We start from the raw sequence: 15,336 nt of genomic DNA, 5'->3' as shown, positions 1-15,336 counted from the left end.
CCCCCATCTATACTGTCAATATGCCTCGTAGCGTCTGCGAAAGCAGGCGCTGCGGGGACTTCTTTCCGTCTTTAACGAGGGTCTGCTCGTGACAACAATTGTAAGCGTACGCCGCAACGGCCAGGTCGTCATCGGTGGTGATGGCCAGGCAACCCTGGGTAATACGGTGATGAAGGGGAACGTCAAGAAAGTGCGTCGCCTGTATAACGACAAAGTGATCGCCGGTTTCGCCGGCGGCACCGCTGACGCCTTCACGCTGTTTGAACTGTTTGAACGCAAACTGGAAATGCACCAGGGCCACCTGGTGAAAGCCGCCGTCGAGCTGGCGAAAGACTGGCGCACCGACCGCATGCTGCGCAAGCTCGAAGCGCTGTTGGCGGTCGCCGATGAAACCGCTTCGCTGATCATCACCGGCAACGGCGATGTGGTGCAGCCGGAAAACGATCTGATCGCCATCGGCTCCGGCGGCCCGTACGCTCAGGCCGCCGCCCGCGCCATGTTGGAAAATACCGAGCTGAGCGCGCGCGACATCGTTGAGAAATCCCTCAACATCGCCGGCGACATCTGTATTTACACCAACCATTTCCACACCATTGAAGAATTGCCTTCCAAAGCGTAAGGATCGAATACCATGTCTGAAATGACTCCGCGCGAGATCGTCAGCGAACTGGACAGCTACATCATTGGCCAAAACAAGGCCAAACGCGCTGTCGCCATTGCCCTGCGCAACCGCTGGCGCCGGATGCAGCTCAACGAGATGCTGCGTCACGAAGTGACCCCGAAAAACATCCTGATGATCGGCCCGACCGGCGTCGGTAAAACCGAAATCGCCCGCCGCCTGGCGAAGCTGGCCAACGCGCCGTTCATCAAGGTTGAAGCCACCAAGTTCACCGAAGTGGGCTATGTGGGCAAAGAAGTGGACTCCATCATCCGCGATCTGACCGATGCCGCCATCAAGATGGTGCGCATGCAGTCGATCGAGAAAAACCGCACCCGCGCCGAAGAGTTGGCCGAAGAGCGTATTCTCGACGTGCTGATCCCGCCGGCCAAGAACAACTGGGGCCAGCCGGAAGAAAACCAGGAGCCGTCCGCCGCCCGCCAGGCATTCCGCAAGAAACTGCGCGAAGGCCAACTGGATGACAAAGAGATCGAGATCGATCTGGCCGCCGCGCCGATGGGCGTGGAAATCATGGCGCCTCCGGGCATGGAAGAGATGACCAACCAGCTGCAGTCGATGTTCCAGAACCTCGGCGGCCAGAAGCAAAAACCGCGCAAGCTGAAGATCAAAGAAGCCTTCAAGCTGCTGGTGGAAGAAGAAGCCGCCAAGCTGGTGAACCCGGAAGAGCTGAAAGAGCAGGCGATCGAAGCGGTTGAACAGCACGGCATCGTGTTTATCGACGAGATCGACAAAATCTGTAAGCGCGGCGGCCAAAGCTCCGGCCCGGACGTCTCGCGCGAAGGCGTGCAGCGCGATCTGCTGCCGCTGGTGGAAGGCTGCACCGTGTCGACCAAGCACGGCATGGTGAAGACCGATCACATCCTGTTCATCGCTTCCGGCGCATTCCAGACCGCCAATCCGTCGGATCTGATCCCGGAACTGCAGGGCCGTCTGCCGATTCGCGTTGAGCTGCAGGCGCTGACCACCGAAGACTTCGAGCGCATCCTGACCGAGCCGAGCGCGTCGCTGACCGAGCAGTACAAAGCGCTGATGGGCACCGAAGGCGTCAATATCGAGTTCACCGCCGACGGCATCCGCCGCATCGCCGAAGCCGCGTGGCAAGTCAACGAAAGCACCGAGAACATCGGCGCGCGTCGTCTGCATACCGTGCTGGAGCGTCTGATGGAAGATATTTCCTACGATGCGAGTGAAATTAATGGCCAATCCATTACAATTGATGCGGATTACGTGCGCAGTCATCTGGATGAACTGGTGGCGGATGAAGATTTGAGTCGTTTTATCCTATAATCGCTCAATCATTGTCTTGTCAGTCATCTGTGTGGGAGGCATTGCCTCCCACAATTATTTCTAACGGACACCGCAACTTACTGACAGAAGCGAAACATGAGCTCATCAACCTCCACCACCCCGATCTCCGCCTGGCTGGAAAGTCTACGCCCCCGCACCCTGCCGCTGGCCTTTGCCTCCATCGTGGTCGGCTCGGCGATCGCCGCCTGGCACGGCAGCCTGAAACCTGAAGTGGCGCTGCTGGCGCTGTTGACCGCCGGCCTGCTGCAAATCCTCTCCAACCTGGCGAACGACTACGGCGATGCGGTCAAAGGCAGCGACAAAGAAGATCGCATCGGGCCGTTGCGCGGCATGCAAAAAGGCATGATCACCCAGGCGCAGATGAAACGGGCGCTGGTGGTGACGGTGGTGCTGATCGCCCTCGCCGGCTGTTCGCTGATCGCCGTCGCCTGCGAGCAACCCAGCGACGTGGTGGGCTTCCTGGTGCTGGGCGGGCTGTCCATCGTGGCGGCCATCACCTACACCGTCGGCAACAAGCCCTACGGGTATTTGGGGCTGGGCGACATCTCGGTGTTGGTATTCTTCGGCTGGCTGAGCGTGGCCGGCACCTATTATCTGCAAACGCACACTTTCGACAGCGTCGTGATGCTGCCGGCCACCGCCTGCGGCCTGCTGGCGACGGCGGTGCTCAACATCAACAATCTGCGCGATATCGAGAGCGATCGCGAGAACGGCAAGAACACGTTGGCGGTGCGTCTCGGCCCACACAAGGCGCGCATTTACCATGCCCTGCTGCTCGGCGGCGCGGTGCTGTGTTTCGCGCTGTTTACGCTGTTCAATCTCCACAGCCCGTGGGGTTGGCTGTTCGTGCTGGCGATCCCGCTGCTGGTGCGCCACGGCCTGCGCGTGCTGCGCGATCCGACACCGGTCGGCATGCGGCCGATGCTGGAGCACATGGTCAAGGCGGCGCTGCTGGCCAACCTGCTGTTCGCCATCGGCGTGGCGCTCAGTTAAAAACTGATGATTTTGCCAACAGGGCGAATAAAGGGATATACTGAACATTCCAGCGGCAAACAGACGTAAAATCCTATGAAATACGATACTTCCGAACTTTGCGACATCTATCATGAAGAGGTGAACGTTGTTGAACCTCTGTTCTCCAATTTTGGCGGGCGTACTTCATTTGGCGGGCAGATCACCACGGTGAAATGCTTTGAGGATAACGGCCTGTTGTTCGATCTGCTTGAAGAAAACGGCCGCGGCCGCGTGCTGTTGGTCGACGGCGGCGGTTCGGTTCGCCGGGCGCTGGTCAACGCCGAGCTGGCGCGCCTGGCCGCCCAGAACGAATGGGAAGGCATCGTGGTGTACGGTGCGGTGCGTCAGGTGGACGATCTGGAAGAGCTCGACATCGGCATTCAGGCGATGGCGGCGATCCCGGCAGGAGCCGTGAGCGAAGGCGTGGGCGAAAGCGATATCCGCGTCAACTTCGGTGGCGTCACCTTCTTCTCCGGCGACCATCTGTATGCCGACAACACCGGCATCATCCTCTCCGAAGACCCGCTCGACATCGAGTGATTTTCGGTCATGAAAAAGGGCGCCTGAGGCGCCCTTTTCGTTGCTGCATGGCGTGAGGAATCAGACTTCTTCCATCTTGCCCAGCAGCGCGCGCAAGCGATCTTGCCATACGTGCTGTTCTTCTTTCAGCTGTTGGTTTTCGCGCACCAACGCTTCGTGGTTGCCGGAGGCAGCCTGAACTTCCTGCGACAGAGAGTTGTTTTTGTCTTTCAGCTCTTCAATTTCCATCTGCAACAAGGTGATGGTATCAATCGCCTGCTGTACTTTTGCTTCCAGTTTCTCAAATACTTCAAATGACATGCTTCAGTCCCCTCATGATAGCAAGGCGTACATCTATAAGTAGCGGCCGCAACGTCGGCTGCAGCGACTGCGAATATTGCATCGCGCTCAGTGACGCGCGCCGTTACGGAAGGCGCGCAGTCTCGATTCGTTAAAAACGATTGTAAGTAGCCAGTCTCCGCCTGTCTAGCAACATACCGGATCATCGCGCAGTCTGTTGCAATTTTCCTGCCCCCGCCATCAGCAAAAACTGAAAATCCCCGCCGCCGTCGCCGCGAGTTGTTAACACCCCTCGCCAAACCACTGGTCAGATCACACTTTTATGGCTCAGAAAGAACACTAAACGACGCGAAATCGCTCAATTTTATGACGCGCCACACACATTTTGATTTCGCTATTTCTCGTTTATGTTCGTTAACGATAAATTTACATCACGTCCTTATTCAATAATTGGACGAGATGAAAAAAACTGTGCCCATAGGCCGGATGTATACCCAACTGAGCCTATAAACCAACAACCGCCGTTTTGCAGGACACCAACATTATGAGCCAAACCACCAGTCCGACATTAAAAGGCCAGTGCATCGCCGAGTTCCTCGGCACGGCGCTGCTGATCTTCTTTGGCGTAGGCTGCGTTGCCGCACTGAAACTGGCGGGCGCCAGCTTCGGCCAGTGGGAAATCAGCATCATTTGGGGCCTGGGCGTCGCCATGGCCATCTACCTGACCGCCGCCATTTCCGGCGCGCATCTCAACCCGGCGGTCACCCTCGCGCTGTGGCTGTTCGCCTGCTTCGACGGACGCAAAGTGGTGCCTTACATCATTGCGCAAGTCGCCGGCGCCTTCTGCGCCGCCGCGCTGGTCTACGGGTTGTACTACAACCTGTTCTTCGACTTCGAAGCGGCTCACCATATGGTGCGCGGCAGCAACGAAAGCCTGGAACTGGCCGGCATCTTCTCAACCTATCCTAACGCGCACATCTCCGTCGGCCAGGCCTTCCTGGTGGAAACGGTGATCGCCGCCATTCTGATGTGCCTGATCCTGGCGCTGACCGACGACGGCAACGGCATTCCGCGCGGCCCGCTGGCGCCGCTGCTGATCGGTATTCTGATTGCCGTGATCGGCGCCTCCATGGGACCATTGACCGGCTTTGCGTTGAACCCGGCGCGTGACTTCGGGCCAAAACTGTTCGCCTACCTGGCCGGCTGGGGCAAAGTCGCCTTCACCGGCGCACGCGACATCCCGTACTTCCTGGTGCCGATCTTCGCGCCTATCGTCGGCTGCGGCCTGGGCGCCTTCGGTTACCGCGCGCTGATTGGCCGCCACCTGCCGTGCGACGTCTGTGTGACGGAAGAAGAGTCCGACGCCAAGGCTCAGCAGCGTAAAGCGTGATTGGTGCAGTTTTAAACGGTTAACAACAGCAGGATAATTACCATGACTGTAGAAAAAAAATACATTGTCGCACTCGACCAAGGGACCACCAGCTCACGCGCCGTCGTGCTCGATCACGACGCCAACATCGTTGCGGTATCGCAGCGCGAATTCCCGCAGATCTACCCAAAAGCCGGCTGGGTTGAGCACGACCCGATGGAGATCTGGGCGTCGCAAAGCTCGACGCTGGTAGAAGTGCTGGCGAAGGCCGACATCAGTTCCGATCAGATCGCCGGCATCGGCATCACCAACCAGCGCGAAACCACCATCGTCTGGGAAAAAGAGACCGGCAAGCCTATCTATAACGCCATCGTCTGGCAGTGCCGCCGCACCGCCGACATCTGCGAGAAGCTCAAGCGCGACGGCCTGGAAGAGTACATCCGTCACAACACCGGCCTGGTGGTTGACCCGTACTTCTCCGGCACCAAGGTGAAGTGGATCCTGGACAACGTCGAAGGCGCCCGCGAACGCGCCAAGCGCGGCGAACTGCTGTTCGGCACCGTCGACACCTGGCTGGTGTGGAAGATGACCCAGGGGCGCGTGCACGTTACCGATTACACCAACGCCTCACGCACCATGATGTTCAACATCCACGAGCTGGACTGGGACGAGCGCATGCTGGAAGTGCTGGATATCCCGCGCGCCATGCTGCCGAAAGTCCGTCCTTCCTCAGAAGTGTACGGCCAGACCAACATCGGCGGTAAAGGCGGCACGCGTATTCCTATCGCCGGTATCGCCGGTGACCAGCAGGCAGCGCTGTACGGCCAGCTGTGCGTTCAACCGGGCATGGCGAAGAACACCTACGGCACCGGCTGCTTCCTGCTGATGAACACCGGCAAAGAAGCGGTGCGCTCGAAAAATGGCCTGCTGACCACCATCGCCTGCGGCCCGCGCGGCGAAGTGAACTATGCGCTGGAAGGCGCGGTGTTCATCGGCGGTGCGTCCATCCAGTGGCTGCGCGACGAGCTGAAACTGATCAGCGACGCCGCCGACTCCGAATACTTCGCCACCAAGGTGAAAGACAGCAACGGCGTCTATGTGGTGCCGGCCTTCACCGGCTTGGGTGCGCCCTACTGGGATCCGTATGCCCGCGGCGCCATCTTCGGTCTGACCCGTGGCGCCAACAGCAACCACATCATCCGCGCCACGCTGGAATCCATCGCCTTCCAGACCCGCGACGTGCTGGACGCGATGCAAGCCGACGCCAACACCCGCCTGCAATCGCTGCGCGTGGACGGCGGCGCGGTCGCCAACAACTTCCTGATGCAGTTCCAGTCCGATATCCTCGGCACCCGCGTAGAGCGCCCTGAAGTGCGTGAATCGACGGCGCTGGGCGCGGCGTTCCTGGCGGGCCTGGCCATCGGCTACTGGAACGATCTGGATGAGGTGAAGAGCAAAGCGGTGATTGAGCGCGAATTCCGCCCAAGCATCGAAACCACCGAACGCAACTACCGTTACAGCGGCTGGAAAAAAGCGGTGGCTCGCGCTCAGGCGTGGGAAGATCACGAGTAATCCCGCTTCCGTTGCCCTCCAACAAGCGCTGCCTGCGGGCGGCGCTTTTTTTTGCCCCGCCCCGCCGCCGCCGCGCTGTGATAAACTTTGCCGATATTTTCTTCCCTTTCTCACAGACAGGTTTGCCATGAAACGTGAATTAGCCATCGAATTTTCCCGCGTTACCGAAGCCGCCGCGCTGGCGGGCTACAAATGGCTGGGACGCGGCGACAAGAACGCCGCCGACGGCGCGGCGGTCCACGCCATGCGCATCATGCTCAACAAAGTGGATATCGATGGCCGCATCGTGATCGGCGAAGGTGAAATCGACGAAGCGCCGATGCTGTATATCGGCGAGCAGGTCGGCACCGGCCAGGGCGACGCGGTGGACATCGCGGTCGATCCGATCGAAGGCACCCGCATGACCGCCATGGGCCAGTCCAACGCGCTGGCGGTCTTGGCAGTGGGCGATCGCGGCACCTTCCTGCACGCGCCGGACATGTACATGGAGAAACTGGTGGTTGGCCCGGCGGCGCGCGGCGCCATCGATATCAACCTGCCGCTGGCGGAGAACCTGCAGAACGTCGCCGCGCGGCTGGGTAAACCCTTGTCGCAGCTGACGGTGATCGTGTTGGCCAAACCGCGCCACGACGGCGTCATCGCGCAGATGCAGCAGTTGGGGGTGCGGGTGTTCGCCATTCCTGACGGCGACGTGGCGGCCTCCATTCTCACCTGCATGCCGGAAAGCGAGGTCGATGTGATGTACGGCATCGGCGGCGCGCCGGAAGGGGTGATCTCCGCCGCGGTGATCCGCGCGCTGGACGGCGACATGCAGGCGCGTTTGCTGCCGCGCCATGAAGTGAAAGGCGACAGCGCCGAAAACCGCCGCATCGGTGAACAGGAGCTGGCGCGCTGTCGGGAGATGGGCATCGAAGCAGGTCAGGCGCTGCGTCTGGATCAAATGGCGCGCAACGATAACGTGATTTTCTCCGCCACCGGCATCACCAAAGGCGATCTGCTGGAAGGCATCAGCCGCAAAGGCAACATGGCCACCACCGAAACCCTGTTGATCCGCGGTAAATCGCGCACCATCCGCCGTATTCGTTCAACCCACTATCTGGATCGCAAAGACCCGGCGCTGCACGAATTTCTGCTGTAACGAAACAGGGCGCCGAATGGCGCCCTGATGATGGATGACAAACCTCATGCCCTTGCGGGGTTGGCAGAGAGCAGCGAATAGAAAACAAGGAAAATCAATTTATTGATTTTCGGCTGATAACCACACAGGGGGAAAAACCACGCTTTTTCCCCCTTTGTCAACGGTATGAGGGCGCCGAATGGCGCCCTGTGGTTATGCGGTATGACCCTGATGCTGCATCCGGTTGGACAGCGGCCACCAGCACAGCAGGATCAACAGCGCCATGGCGAACATCAGCAGCCCGAGGCTGAACTGCCCGGTTTGCGGCAGCATGGCGGACAGCCAGGTCGCCAGACCAGACCCCATGTTCTGCATGCCGCCCACCAGCGCGCCCGCCGCGCCGGCCAGGTAAGGAAACGGCTCCATCGCTCCGGTGGTGGCCAGCGGGAACAACATGCCGGCGCCGAAGAAGAACAGCGCGGCCGGCACGATCAGCGTCCAGATGTTCATCACGCCGAACCAGCCCGGGATCCACATCATCGCTCCCGCCAGCAGGCAGCTAATCACCGAATGCCACATCAGCGTGTGGAAGGTCTTGCCGTCGCGCCCGGCGTACCAGGCGCCGAAAAACGCCGCCGGAATTGGCAGAATGAACAGGATGCTGACGGTCAGGCCGCTCAGCCCCAACACGCCGCCCATCAACACGCCGCAGCTGGCCTCGAATACCGCAATTCCCGCCAGCGCACCGATCAGCATCACCAGATAGCAGCTGAAGGTGCTGTCGCCCAGCAGCTGGCGGAAACTGGCCAGCATGCGGCGTTTTTCCGTCTGTACCGGACGGGTCTCCGGCAGCCAGCGGAACATGGCGAAGGCGACGCAGGCGCACAGCGCCAGCAGGAAGGCGTAACAGGCGCGCCAGCCGAACACCATCGCCAGCGCGCCGCCGATCACCGGCGCCAGCAACGGACTGACCAAAATCCCCATGTTCAGCAGGCTGTTGGCGTAACGCAGCGCAGTACCGGCATACAGATCGCGCGGCATGGTGCGCGCCATCACGCCCGCCACGCCGGTGCCCATGCCCTGAATCGCGCTGGCGGCGACCAGCATCGTCAGGTTGGTGGACAGCAGCGCGCCCAGCGCACCGACCAGGAAGATCATCATGCCGGTCAGGATCACCGGGCGGCGTCCGATACGGTCCGATATCGGCCCGTAAATCAGCTGGGAAAAACCGTAGGTCAGCAGATACGCCGCCATCACCCGCTGCACGGCGCCGGTGCGCACCGACAGATCGTGAGCGATATCAGCAATAACGGGAACATAAATGGTTTGCGCCATCTGGCCGACGGCGACCAACAGAACAAGCATCACCAGCAGGTGAAAATTCTCTAGTTTTCTCATTATCTTCGTTAACGTTTCAACTCGTCACAGCGTCCCGGTATGGCCGTTGCAGCAGCCAGAACGGCGAGCAGCCCTCTATGGCGGCATAAACTAATCAAATCTGATTTTTTTAGCGAGTTTCAGACAGATATTGATCCAGGTCACACTGGCAGCAAACCCGACCAGGCTCGTAAATTAAACTGTACGACTAACGCTTTGGAGTTAAAAATTGCGTGCTTGCAGTAGCCGCGCTTTAGCATTTAATCGATAATTCTTTTCATCAACTTGAAATAAAATAACACCATAGGGATTTGGTTCATGAAAACACCTGAGCTGATTTTATTGCAGTTAAAGGCTCTCGGCCCGCACTCGGCCAAAATGCTGGCGGAGCGTCTGGACATCACGCCGATGGGCATCCGACAACATCTGCAATCCCTGGAAAAACGTGAGCTGGTTTGTTACGAAGAAGCGCGCAGCAAGGTCGGCCGCCCGACGCGCTACTGGTCGCTGACCGAACGGGGGCACGCCTTTGCTGCCGCCGATCAGGAGAGGCTGCGAGAATCCGCGTTGCAGCTGTTTGGCGGCGCCGGAGTGGAACCCTTGCTCAGCGCGCGCGAAGAGCAGCTTTATCTGCGCTATGCCGAAGAGCTGTCCGCCGAGCGCAGCCATCAGGACCGATTAACCCGCTTGGTGCGGCTGCGGCAACACGACGGCTACATGGCCGAGTTGATCGAACATCCGCACGGCGCGCTGTTGGTGGAAAACCACTGCCCAATCGGCGTAGCCGGTTCCAGCTGCAGCAGCCTGTGCAATTCCGAGCTGCAGCTGTTTCACCGCCTGTTCGGCAACGATTACCGGGTAGAGCGCACCGCGCACGCCATTTCCGGCTCACGACATTGTGCTTATTTGATTCGACCACGGGAGCTTTAGAGTATGGCTGAATGGGTAAACGGCAAGGTTACGCAGGTAAAACAATGGACCGACGGGCTGTTCAGCCTGGTGGTCAACGCCCCCATCGATCCTTTCACCGCCGGGCAATTCGCCAAGCTGGCGCTGGAAATCGACGGCGAACGGGTGCAGCGCGCCTATTCCTACGTCAATGCCCCCGATGATGCCAATCTGGAGTTCTATCTGGTGACCGTACCGGAAGGCAAACTGAGCCCACGCCTCAATCAGCTGCAGCCGGGCTCGGAGGTGATGGTAACCAAAGAAGCCGCCGGCTTCTTCGTGCTGGACGAGGTTCCCGACTGCGACACGCTGTGGATGCTGGCGACCGGCACCGCCATCGGCCCCTATTTATCGATTCTGCAACAGGGCGCCGGCCTGGAGCGCTTTAAAAACCTGGTGCTGGTGCACGCCGCGCGCTTTGCGCGCGACCTGAGCTACCTGCCGTTGATGCAGCAACTGCAGCAGCGCTACAACGGCAAGCTGCGTATCCAGACCGTCGTCAGCCGCGAAGAGGCGCCCGGTTCATTGACCGGCCGCGTACCGGCGCTGATCGAGGACGGCCGGCTGGAAGCGGCGATCGGCTTGACCATCGACGCCGAAACCAGCCACGTGATGCTGTGCGGCAACCCGCAAATGGTGCGGGACACCCAGCAAACGCTGAAAGACCACCGCCAGATGCGCAAGCACCTGCGCCGCAAGCCGGGCCATATCACCAGCGAACACTACTGGTAACCCGGCGGAAGATCAGCGGAACTTCACCGGTTCGGCTTCCGGGCCGAACCGATTGTCCCCCGGCGTGCCGACGAAGGCGCCCAGATCGATCATCATCATCACGATAATCAGCGTCGGGATGAAACGCCCGACGCCCCATTGCCAGATTGGCGCCAGCATCTGCCAGTTGCCCGCCGCCAGCATCCACGCCAGGATCAGCAGTAGCGCCCACCAGCCGGCCTTGTTGCGATCGTGCAGCCGTTTGACCAGCACCGCCGCCGTCGGCCACAGCAGCGCAACGATAAAGAAGGCGATGGATTGAATGGCGACCAGCTGATAATTGGCCAACGTAAACGCCGCCGCCATCAGCACCAGCCACAGCCCCATCCAGATCCAGAAGTCGCGCCGCCCGATGCGGCCCTTAAAAGAAAAACACCACTGTTGTAACGTCATCGATTCCTGCGCTCTAAGCCTGCCCATATTCTGCGCCGCAGTGTAACATAGGCGCTGCCGGGCCGAGTTTTTCGCCCTGCATAACGCGGCACGCCGCACAGCTTTCTCGTCAGCGAACCGATAATGGCGTGGGATCTTTGACAAGGCCTGCGGGTTATCGCTTTAATCGGAGCCATCTTTGTCCTTGATGCCATACGCCATGCTGAGAAAAACCCTCGTCATCGCCTGCCTGCTGCAGGCGGCCGCCACTGCCTGGGCCGACCCGCCGGCAGGCGAAACGAAGCCCACCGCGCCTTACCTGTTGGCCGGAGCGCCGACCTTCGATCTGACGGTGGTCAAGTTCCGCGAGAAATACAATCGCGACAATCCCAAACTGCCGATTGGCGAATTTCGCGCCATTCCCTCGGCCGAAGATGATTCGCCGCTGCTGACGCGCGCCGCCAGCAAACTCAACGAAAACCTGTATGCCTCTACCGCGCTGGAGAAAGGTACCGGTAAAATCAAAACGTTGCAGATCACTCACCTGCCGCTGCAGCAGGCCAATGAAGAAAAAGCCGCGCGCGCCATCGCCATCAACTACATGGCGGCGCTGATGCGCCAGTTCGAACCGGCGTTGACGGTGGAACAGAGCCAGAACAAGGTGAACAACCTGCTGGAAAAAGGCAAAGGATCGCGCTTTTACCAACAGCAGGTCGGCGCCATTCGCTATGTCGTCTCGGACAACGGCGATAAAGGGGTAACCTTCGCAGTTGAACCGATTAAGCTGGCGCTTTCCGAGCCGTAACGGCGCGGTATTTAATGACGAAAAGCAAAGCCTTCGCGCTTAATGATCTCTATACTGTTGGGCAGGTAAACTGCCGGTCCGGCAGTTGTCATTTCGACTCTCGCGTTTTCTAGTTGGAGGAAAAAACATGCGTCATCCATTAGTTATGGGTAACTGGAAGCTTAACGGCAGCACCCACATGGTCAACGAACTGATCGCCGGCCTGCGCCATGAGCTGAGCAGCGTTGACGGCTGTGGCGTCGCCATCGCCCCGCCGGTGATGTATCTGGATCAGGCCAAGCACGCGCTGGCCGGCAGCCGCATCGCGCTGGGCGCGCAGAACGTGGACGTTAACCTGTCCGGCGCCTTCACCGGTGAAGTTTCCGCCAACATGCTGAAAGACGTCGGCGCCCAGTACATCATCATCGGCCACTCCGAGCGTCGCACCTACCACAAAGAAAGCGACGAAGTCATCGCCGAGAAATTCGCCGTGCTGAAAGAAGCCGGTCTGATCCCGGTGCTGTGCATCGGTGAAACCGAAGCGGAAAACGCTGCGGGCAAAACCGAAGAAGTGTGCGCGCGCCAGATCGACGCCGTGCTGAAAACGCTGGGCGCACCGGCGATGAAAGGCACCGTGATCGCCTATGAGCCAGTCTGGGCCATCGGTACCGGCAAGTCCGCTACCCCTGCGCAGGCGCAGGCCGTGCACAAATTTATCCGTGATCACATCGCCAAGCACGATGCCGCGGTTGCCGCTGAAATCATCATTCAGTACGGCGGTTCGGTGAACGACAAGAACGCCGCGGAGCTGTTCTCTCAGCCGGACATCGACGGCGCGCTGGTTGGCGGCGCCTCTCTGAAAGCCGACGCTTTCGCCGTGATCGTCAAAGCCGCTGCCGCAGCGAAAAAAGCCTGATTGCCTTAGGCTTGCCATAAAAAAACCCCGGCTTGCCGGGGTTTTTTATTGCCGCTCAACCGGCATCAGCGTTTGCTGATCTCATCGAACACGCCGCCGGTGGCGAAGTGCACCTTCTGCGCTTCGGTCCAGCCGCCGAAGGTGTCATCCACGGTGAACAGCTTCAGCTGCGGGAACTGCCCGGCAAACTTGGCCGCCACCGCCGCATCGCGCGGACGGTAATAGTGCTGCGCCGCGATGGTCTGCCCTTCCGGCGAATACAGATACTTCAGGTAGGCGGTCGCCACGTCGCGGGTACCCCGCTTATCGACCACCTTATCCACCACCGACACCGTCGGTTCGGCCAGGATCGATTCGCTCGGCGTAATAATCTCGAACTTGTCTTTGCCCAGCTCTTTCTCCGCCAGCAGCGCTTCGTTTTCCCAGGCGATCAGCACGTCGCCGATGCCGCGCTCAACGAAGGTGTTGGTCGAGCCGCGCGCGCCGGAATCCAGCACTTCGACGTTCTTGTACAGGTTTTTGACGAAGTCCTGCGCCTTGGCCTTATCGTTGTTGTTGTGGTGCAACGCGTAGCCCCAGGCGGCCAGGTAGTTCCAACGGGCACCGCCGGAGGTTTTCGGGTTCGGGGTGATCACCGACACGCCCGGCTTGAGCAAATCGGGCCAGTCGTGAATTTGTTTCGGGTTGCCTTTGCGCACCAGGAAGACGATGGTCGAGGTGTAAGGCGCCGAATTGTCCGGCAGGCGTTTGATCCAGTCTTTCTCGATGCGCCCGCGTTCGGCGATGGCGTCGACGTCATAGGCCAGCGCCAGCGTCACCACGTCGGCCTCGATGCCGTTGATCACCGAGGTCGCCTGTTTGCCGGAGCCGCCGTGCGACTGGCGCACCGTCACCTTGTCGCCAGTTTCCGCCTGATAGTGCTTACTGAACGCTGTGTTGTAAGCCTGATAGAACTCACGCGTCGGATCGTATGACACGTTCAGCAATTGAATATCCTTCGCCATGGCGCCGGACGCCAACAGCACCAATGTCAGACCTACACCCCATTTACGCATCGACAGGCTCTCCCAGAAAATTAAGCGCAACCTCAATCGGTTGATTTAGCATCAGAGCCTGCCAGAAACTTTCTCGGCAATTAAAGAATAAAAAATTGTGGGATAGATGATTCCGGAATATATCGCCGACGGACATAAAAAAGCCCCCGCGAGCGGGGGCTTTTTTGTCGTGCGGTGAGCGGCGTATCAGTACAGTTTTTTCGCCGTTTCCAGCCAGTCACCCTTGAACGGACGCTTCATGTTTTCGATCGCGTCGATGATGTCGTGGTGCACCATTTTTTCGTTCTGGATACCGACGCAGCGGCCGCCGTAGCCCTGCAGCAGCAGCTCGATGGCGTAGGCGCCCATGCGCGAGGCCAGGATGCGGTCATAAGCGACCGGCGAACCGCCGCGCTGAATGTGGCCCAGCACGGTGGCGCGGGTTTCACGCTTGGTTTCCTGCTCGATGTGGCGCGCCAGCTCATCGATGTCGCAGATGTGCTCGGTAATCGCCACGATGGCGTGTTTTTTACCCTTGGCGATACCGGCCTTGATTTCGCAGACCAGGTCTTCGCGGTTGAATTCGATTTCAGGCAGCACGATGAATTCGCAGCCGCCGGCAATCGCCGCCGCCAGCGTCAGATCGCCGCAGTAACGGCCCATCACTTCCACGATGGAGATACGCTGGTGCGAAGAGGAGGTATCGCGCAGGCGGTCGATCGCTTCCACCACGGTTTCCAGCGCAGTGAAGTAACCAATGGTGTAGTCGGTGCCGGCAACGTCGTTATCGATGGTGCCCGGCAGGCCGATGCACGGAAAACCTTCTTCCGTCAGTCGCTTGGCGCCCATGTAGGAACCGTCGCCGCCGATAACCACCAGCGCGTCGATGCCGCGATTCTTCAGGTTTTCAATCGCCTTGGCGCGCACGTTCTCATCCCTGAATTCCGGGAAGCGGGCCGAGCCGAGGAAGGTGCCGCCGCGGTTGATCATGTCAGACACGCTATAGCGGTCCAGCTGCTCCATGCGATCTTCGTACAAGCCAAGGTAGCCATCGTAAATACCAAAAACTTCCAGACCTTCTGAAAGCGCAGAACGCACAACGCCGCGGATTGCAGCGTTCATACCCGGCGAATCACCGCCGCTCGTCAGTACACCGATTTTCTTGATCATGACTACCTCTGAACTGTGTAGATGCAATTTCTTAAGAATTCTGTCTCCGCCGATCGTCTTGGAACCTCTCCGGCTGCAGAAAACCA

Annotated in this window: 16 protein-coding genes; 11 read left to right on the top strand and 5 right to left on the bottom strand. The window is 59.5% G+C overall.

The window, feature by feature from the left end:
- Positions 1-88: 88 nt before the first annotated feature.
- From hslV to rraA, 4 genes are all read left to right on the top strand, one after another.
- Entirely contained in the window at positions 89-619 is a 531-nt protein-coding gene (gene hslV / locus GKN89_RS20190; protein ID WP_004931085.1) for an ATP-dependent protease subunit HslV, read from the top strand.
- A gap of 12 nt (positions 620-631) precedes the next feature.
- A complete protein-coding gene (hslU, locus tag GKN89_RS20185; RefSeq protein WP_004931086.1) occupies positions 632-1,966 on the top strand; it encodes an HslU--HslV peptidase ATPase subunit in 1,335 nt (444 codons plus the stop codon).
- 96 nt (positions 1,967-2,062) lie between these two features.
- The gene (locus tag GKN89_RS20180; RefSeq protein ID WP_015379416.1) at positions 2,063-2,980 is read left to right on the top strand and encodes a 1,4-dihydroxy-2-naphthoate polyprenyltransferase; all 918 of its coding nucleotides are present in this window, start codon (positions 2,063-2,065) and stop codon (positions 2,978-2,980) included.
- Positions 2,981-3,055: 75 nt separating this feature from the next.
- A complete protein-coding gene (rraA, locus tag GKN89_RS20175) occupies positions 3,056-3,541 on the top strand; it encodes a ribonuclease E activity regulator RraA (RefSeq protein WP_019452236.1) in 486 nt (161 codons plus the stop codon).
- 60 nt (positions 3,542-3,601) lie between these two features.
- On the opposite strand, the gene zapB is transcribed toward rraA, so the two are convergent.
- Positions 3,602-3,841: a septal ring assembly protein ZapB gene (zapB, locus tag GKN89_RS20170; RefSeq protein WP_004931092.1), complete on the bottom strand. Its 240-nt coding sequence runs from the start codon at positions 3,839-3,841 to the stop codon at positions 3,602-3,604.
- Between the two features lie 523 nt (positions 3,842-4,364).
- On the opposite strand from zapB, the gene GKN89_RS20165 reads away from it, so the two are divergent.
- From GKN89_RS20165 to glpX, 3 genes are all read left to right on the top strand, one after another.
- The gene (locus tag GKN89_RS20165) at positions 4,365-5,210 is read left to right on the top strand and encodes an MIP/aquaporin family protein (protein WP_025160371.1); all 846 of its coding nucleotides are present in this window, start codon (positions 4,365-4,367) and stop codon (positions 5,208-5,210) included.
- Positions 5,211-5,252: 42 nt separating this feature from the next.
- Positions 5,253-6,761 (top strand): glycerol kinase GlpK, encoded by a 1,509-nt coding sequence (glpK, locus tag GKN89_RS20160; RefSeq protein ID WP_019452234.1) that lies wholly within the window; start codon positions 5,253-5,255, stop codon positions 6,759-6,761.
- 127 nt (positions 6,762-6,888) lie between these two features.
- Positions 6,889-7,899 (top strand): class II fructose-bisphosphatase, encoded by a 1,011-nt coding sequence (gene glpX / locus GKN89_RS20155; protein ID WP_019452233.1) that lies wholly within the window; start codon positions 6,889-6,891, stop codon positions 7,897-7,899.
- 192 nt (positions 7,900-8,091) lie between these two features.
- On the opposite strand, the gene emrD is transcribed toward glpX, so the two are convergent.
- On the bottom strand, positions 8,092-9,276 hold the full coding sequence (emrD, locus tag GKN89_RS20150) for a multidrug efflux MFS transporter EmrD (protein WP_074053582.1): 1,185 nt from the start codon (positions 9,274-9,276) through the stop codon (positions 8,092-8,094).
- A gap of 297 nt (positions 9,277-9,573) precedes the next feature.
- Between emrD and GKN89_RS20145 the strand changes: the two genes are divergently transcribed.
- Positions 9,574-10,185 (top strand): metalloregulator ArsR/SmtB family transcription factor, encoded by a 612-nt coding sequence (locus tag GKN89_RS20145; protein WP_074053583.1) that lies wholly within the window; start codon positions 9,574-9,576, stop codon positions 10,183-10,185.
- A gap of 3 nt (positions 10,186-10,188) precedes the next feature.
- The gene (gene fpr / locus GKN89_RS20140; RefSeq protein ID WP_019452230.1) at positions 10,189-10,935 is read left to right on the top strand and encodes a ferredoxin--NADP(+) reductase; all 747 of its coding nucleotides are present in this window, start codon (positions 10,189-10,191) and stop codon (positions 10,933-10,935) included.
- A gap of 12 nt (positions 10,936-10,947) precedes the next feature.
- Here fpr and GKN89_RS20135 read toward each other — a convergent pair whose 3' ends face one another.
- Positions 10,948-11,367 carry a DUF805 domain-containing protein gene (locus tag GKN89_RS20135; RefSeq protein ID WP_019452229.1) on the bottom strand — a complete coding sequence of 140 codons (420 nt, stop codon included), beginning with the start codon at positions 11,365-11,367 and terminating at the stop codon, positions 10,948-10,950.
- A gap of 199 nt (positions 11,368-11,566) precedes the next feature.
- Here GKN89_RS20135 and GKN89_RS20130 point away from each other — a divergent pair, with 199 nt between their 5' ends.
- The gene (locus GKN89_RS20130; RefSeq protein WP_019452228.1) at positions 11,567-12,151 is read left to right on the top strand and encodes a DUF1454 family protein; all 585 of its coding nucleotides are present in this window, start codon (positions 11,567-11,569) and stop codon (positions 12,149-12,151) included.
- Positions 12,152-12,278: 127 nt separating this feature from the next.
- The gene (gene tpiA / locus GKN89_RS20125; RefSeq protein ID WP_025160373.1) at positions 12,279-13,046 is read left to right on the top strand and encodes a triose-phosphate isomerase; all 768 of its coding nucleotides are present in this window, start codon (positions 12,279-12,281) and stop codon (positions 13,044-13,046) included.
- 65 nt (positions 13,047-13,111) lie between these two features.
- On the opposite strand, the gene GKN89_RS20120 is transcribed toward tpiA, so the two are convergent.
- Both GKN89_RS20120 and pfkA read right to left on the bottom strand, forming a co-directional pair.
- A complete protein-coding gene (locus GKN89_RS20120) occupies positions 13,112-14,101 on the bottom strand; it encodes a sulfate ABC transporter substrate-binding protein (protein ID WP_025160374.1) in 990 nt (329 codons plus the stop codon).
- 186 nt (positions 14,102-14,287) lie between these two features.
- Positions 14,288-15,250, bottom strand: a complete 963-nt coding sequence (gene pfkA, locus GKN89_RS20115) for a 6-phosphofructokinase (protein ID WP_004931116.1) — start codon at positions 15,248-15,250, stop codon at positions 14,288-14,290.
- Positions 15,251-15,336 lie beyond the last annotated feature (86 nt).

The organism is Serratia sp. YC16 (assembly GCF_009707615.1).
Classification (GTDB): Bacteria; Pseudomonadota; Gammaproteobacteria; order Enterobacterales; family Enterobacteriaceae; genus Serratia; species Serratia surfactantfaciens.
The sequence above is the reverse complement of the archived record's forward strand: the minus strand, read 5'-3'. Positions and strand labels throughout refer to the sequence as shown.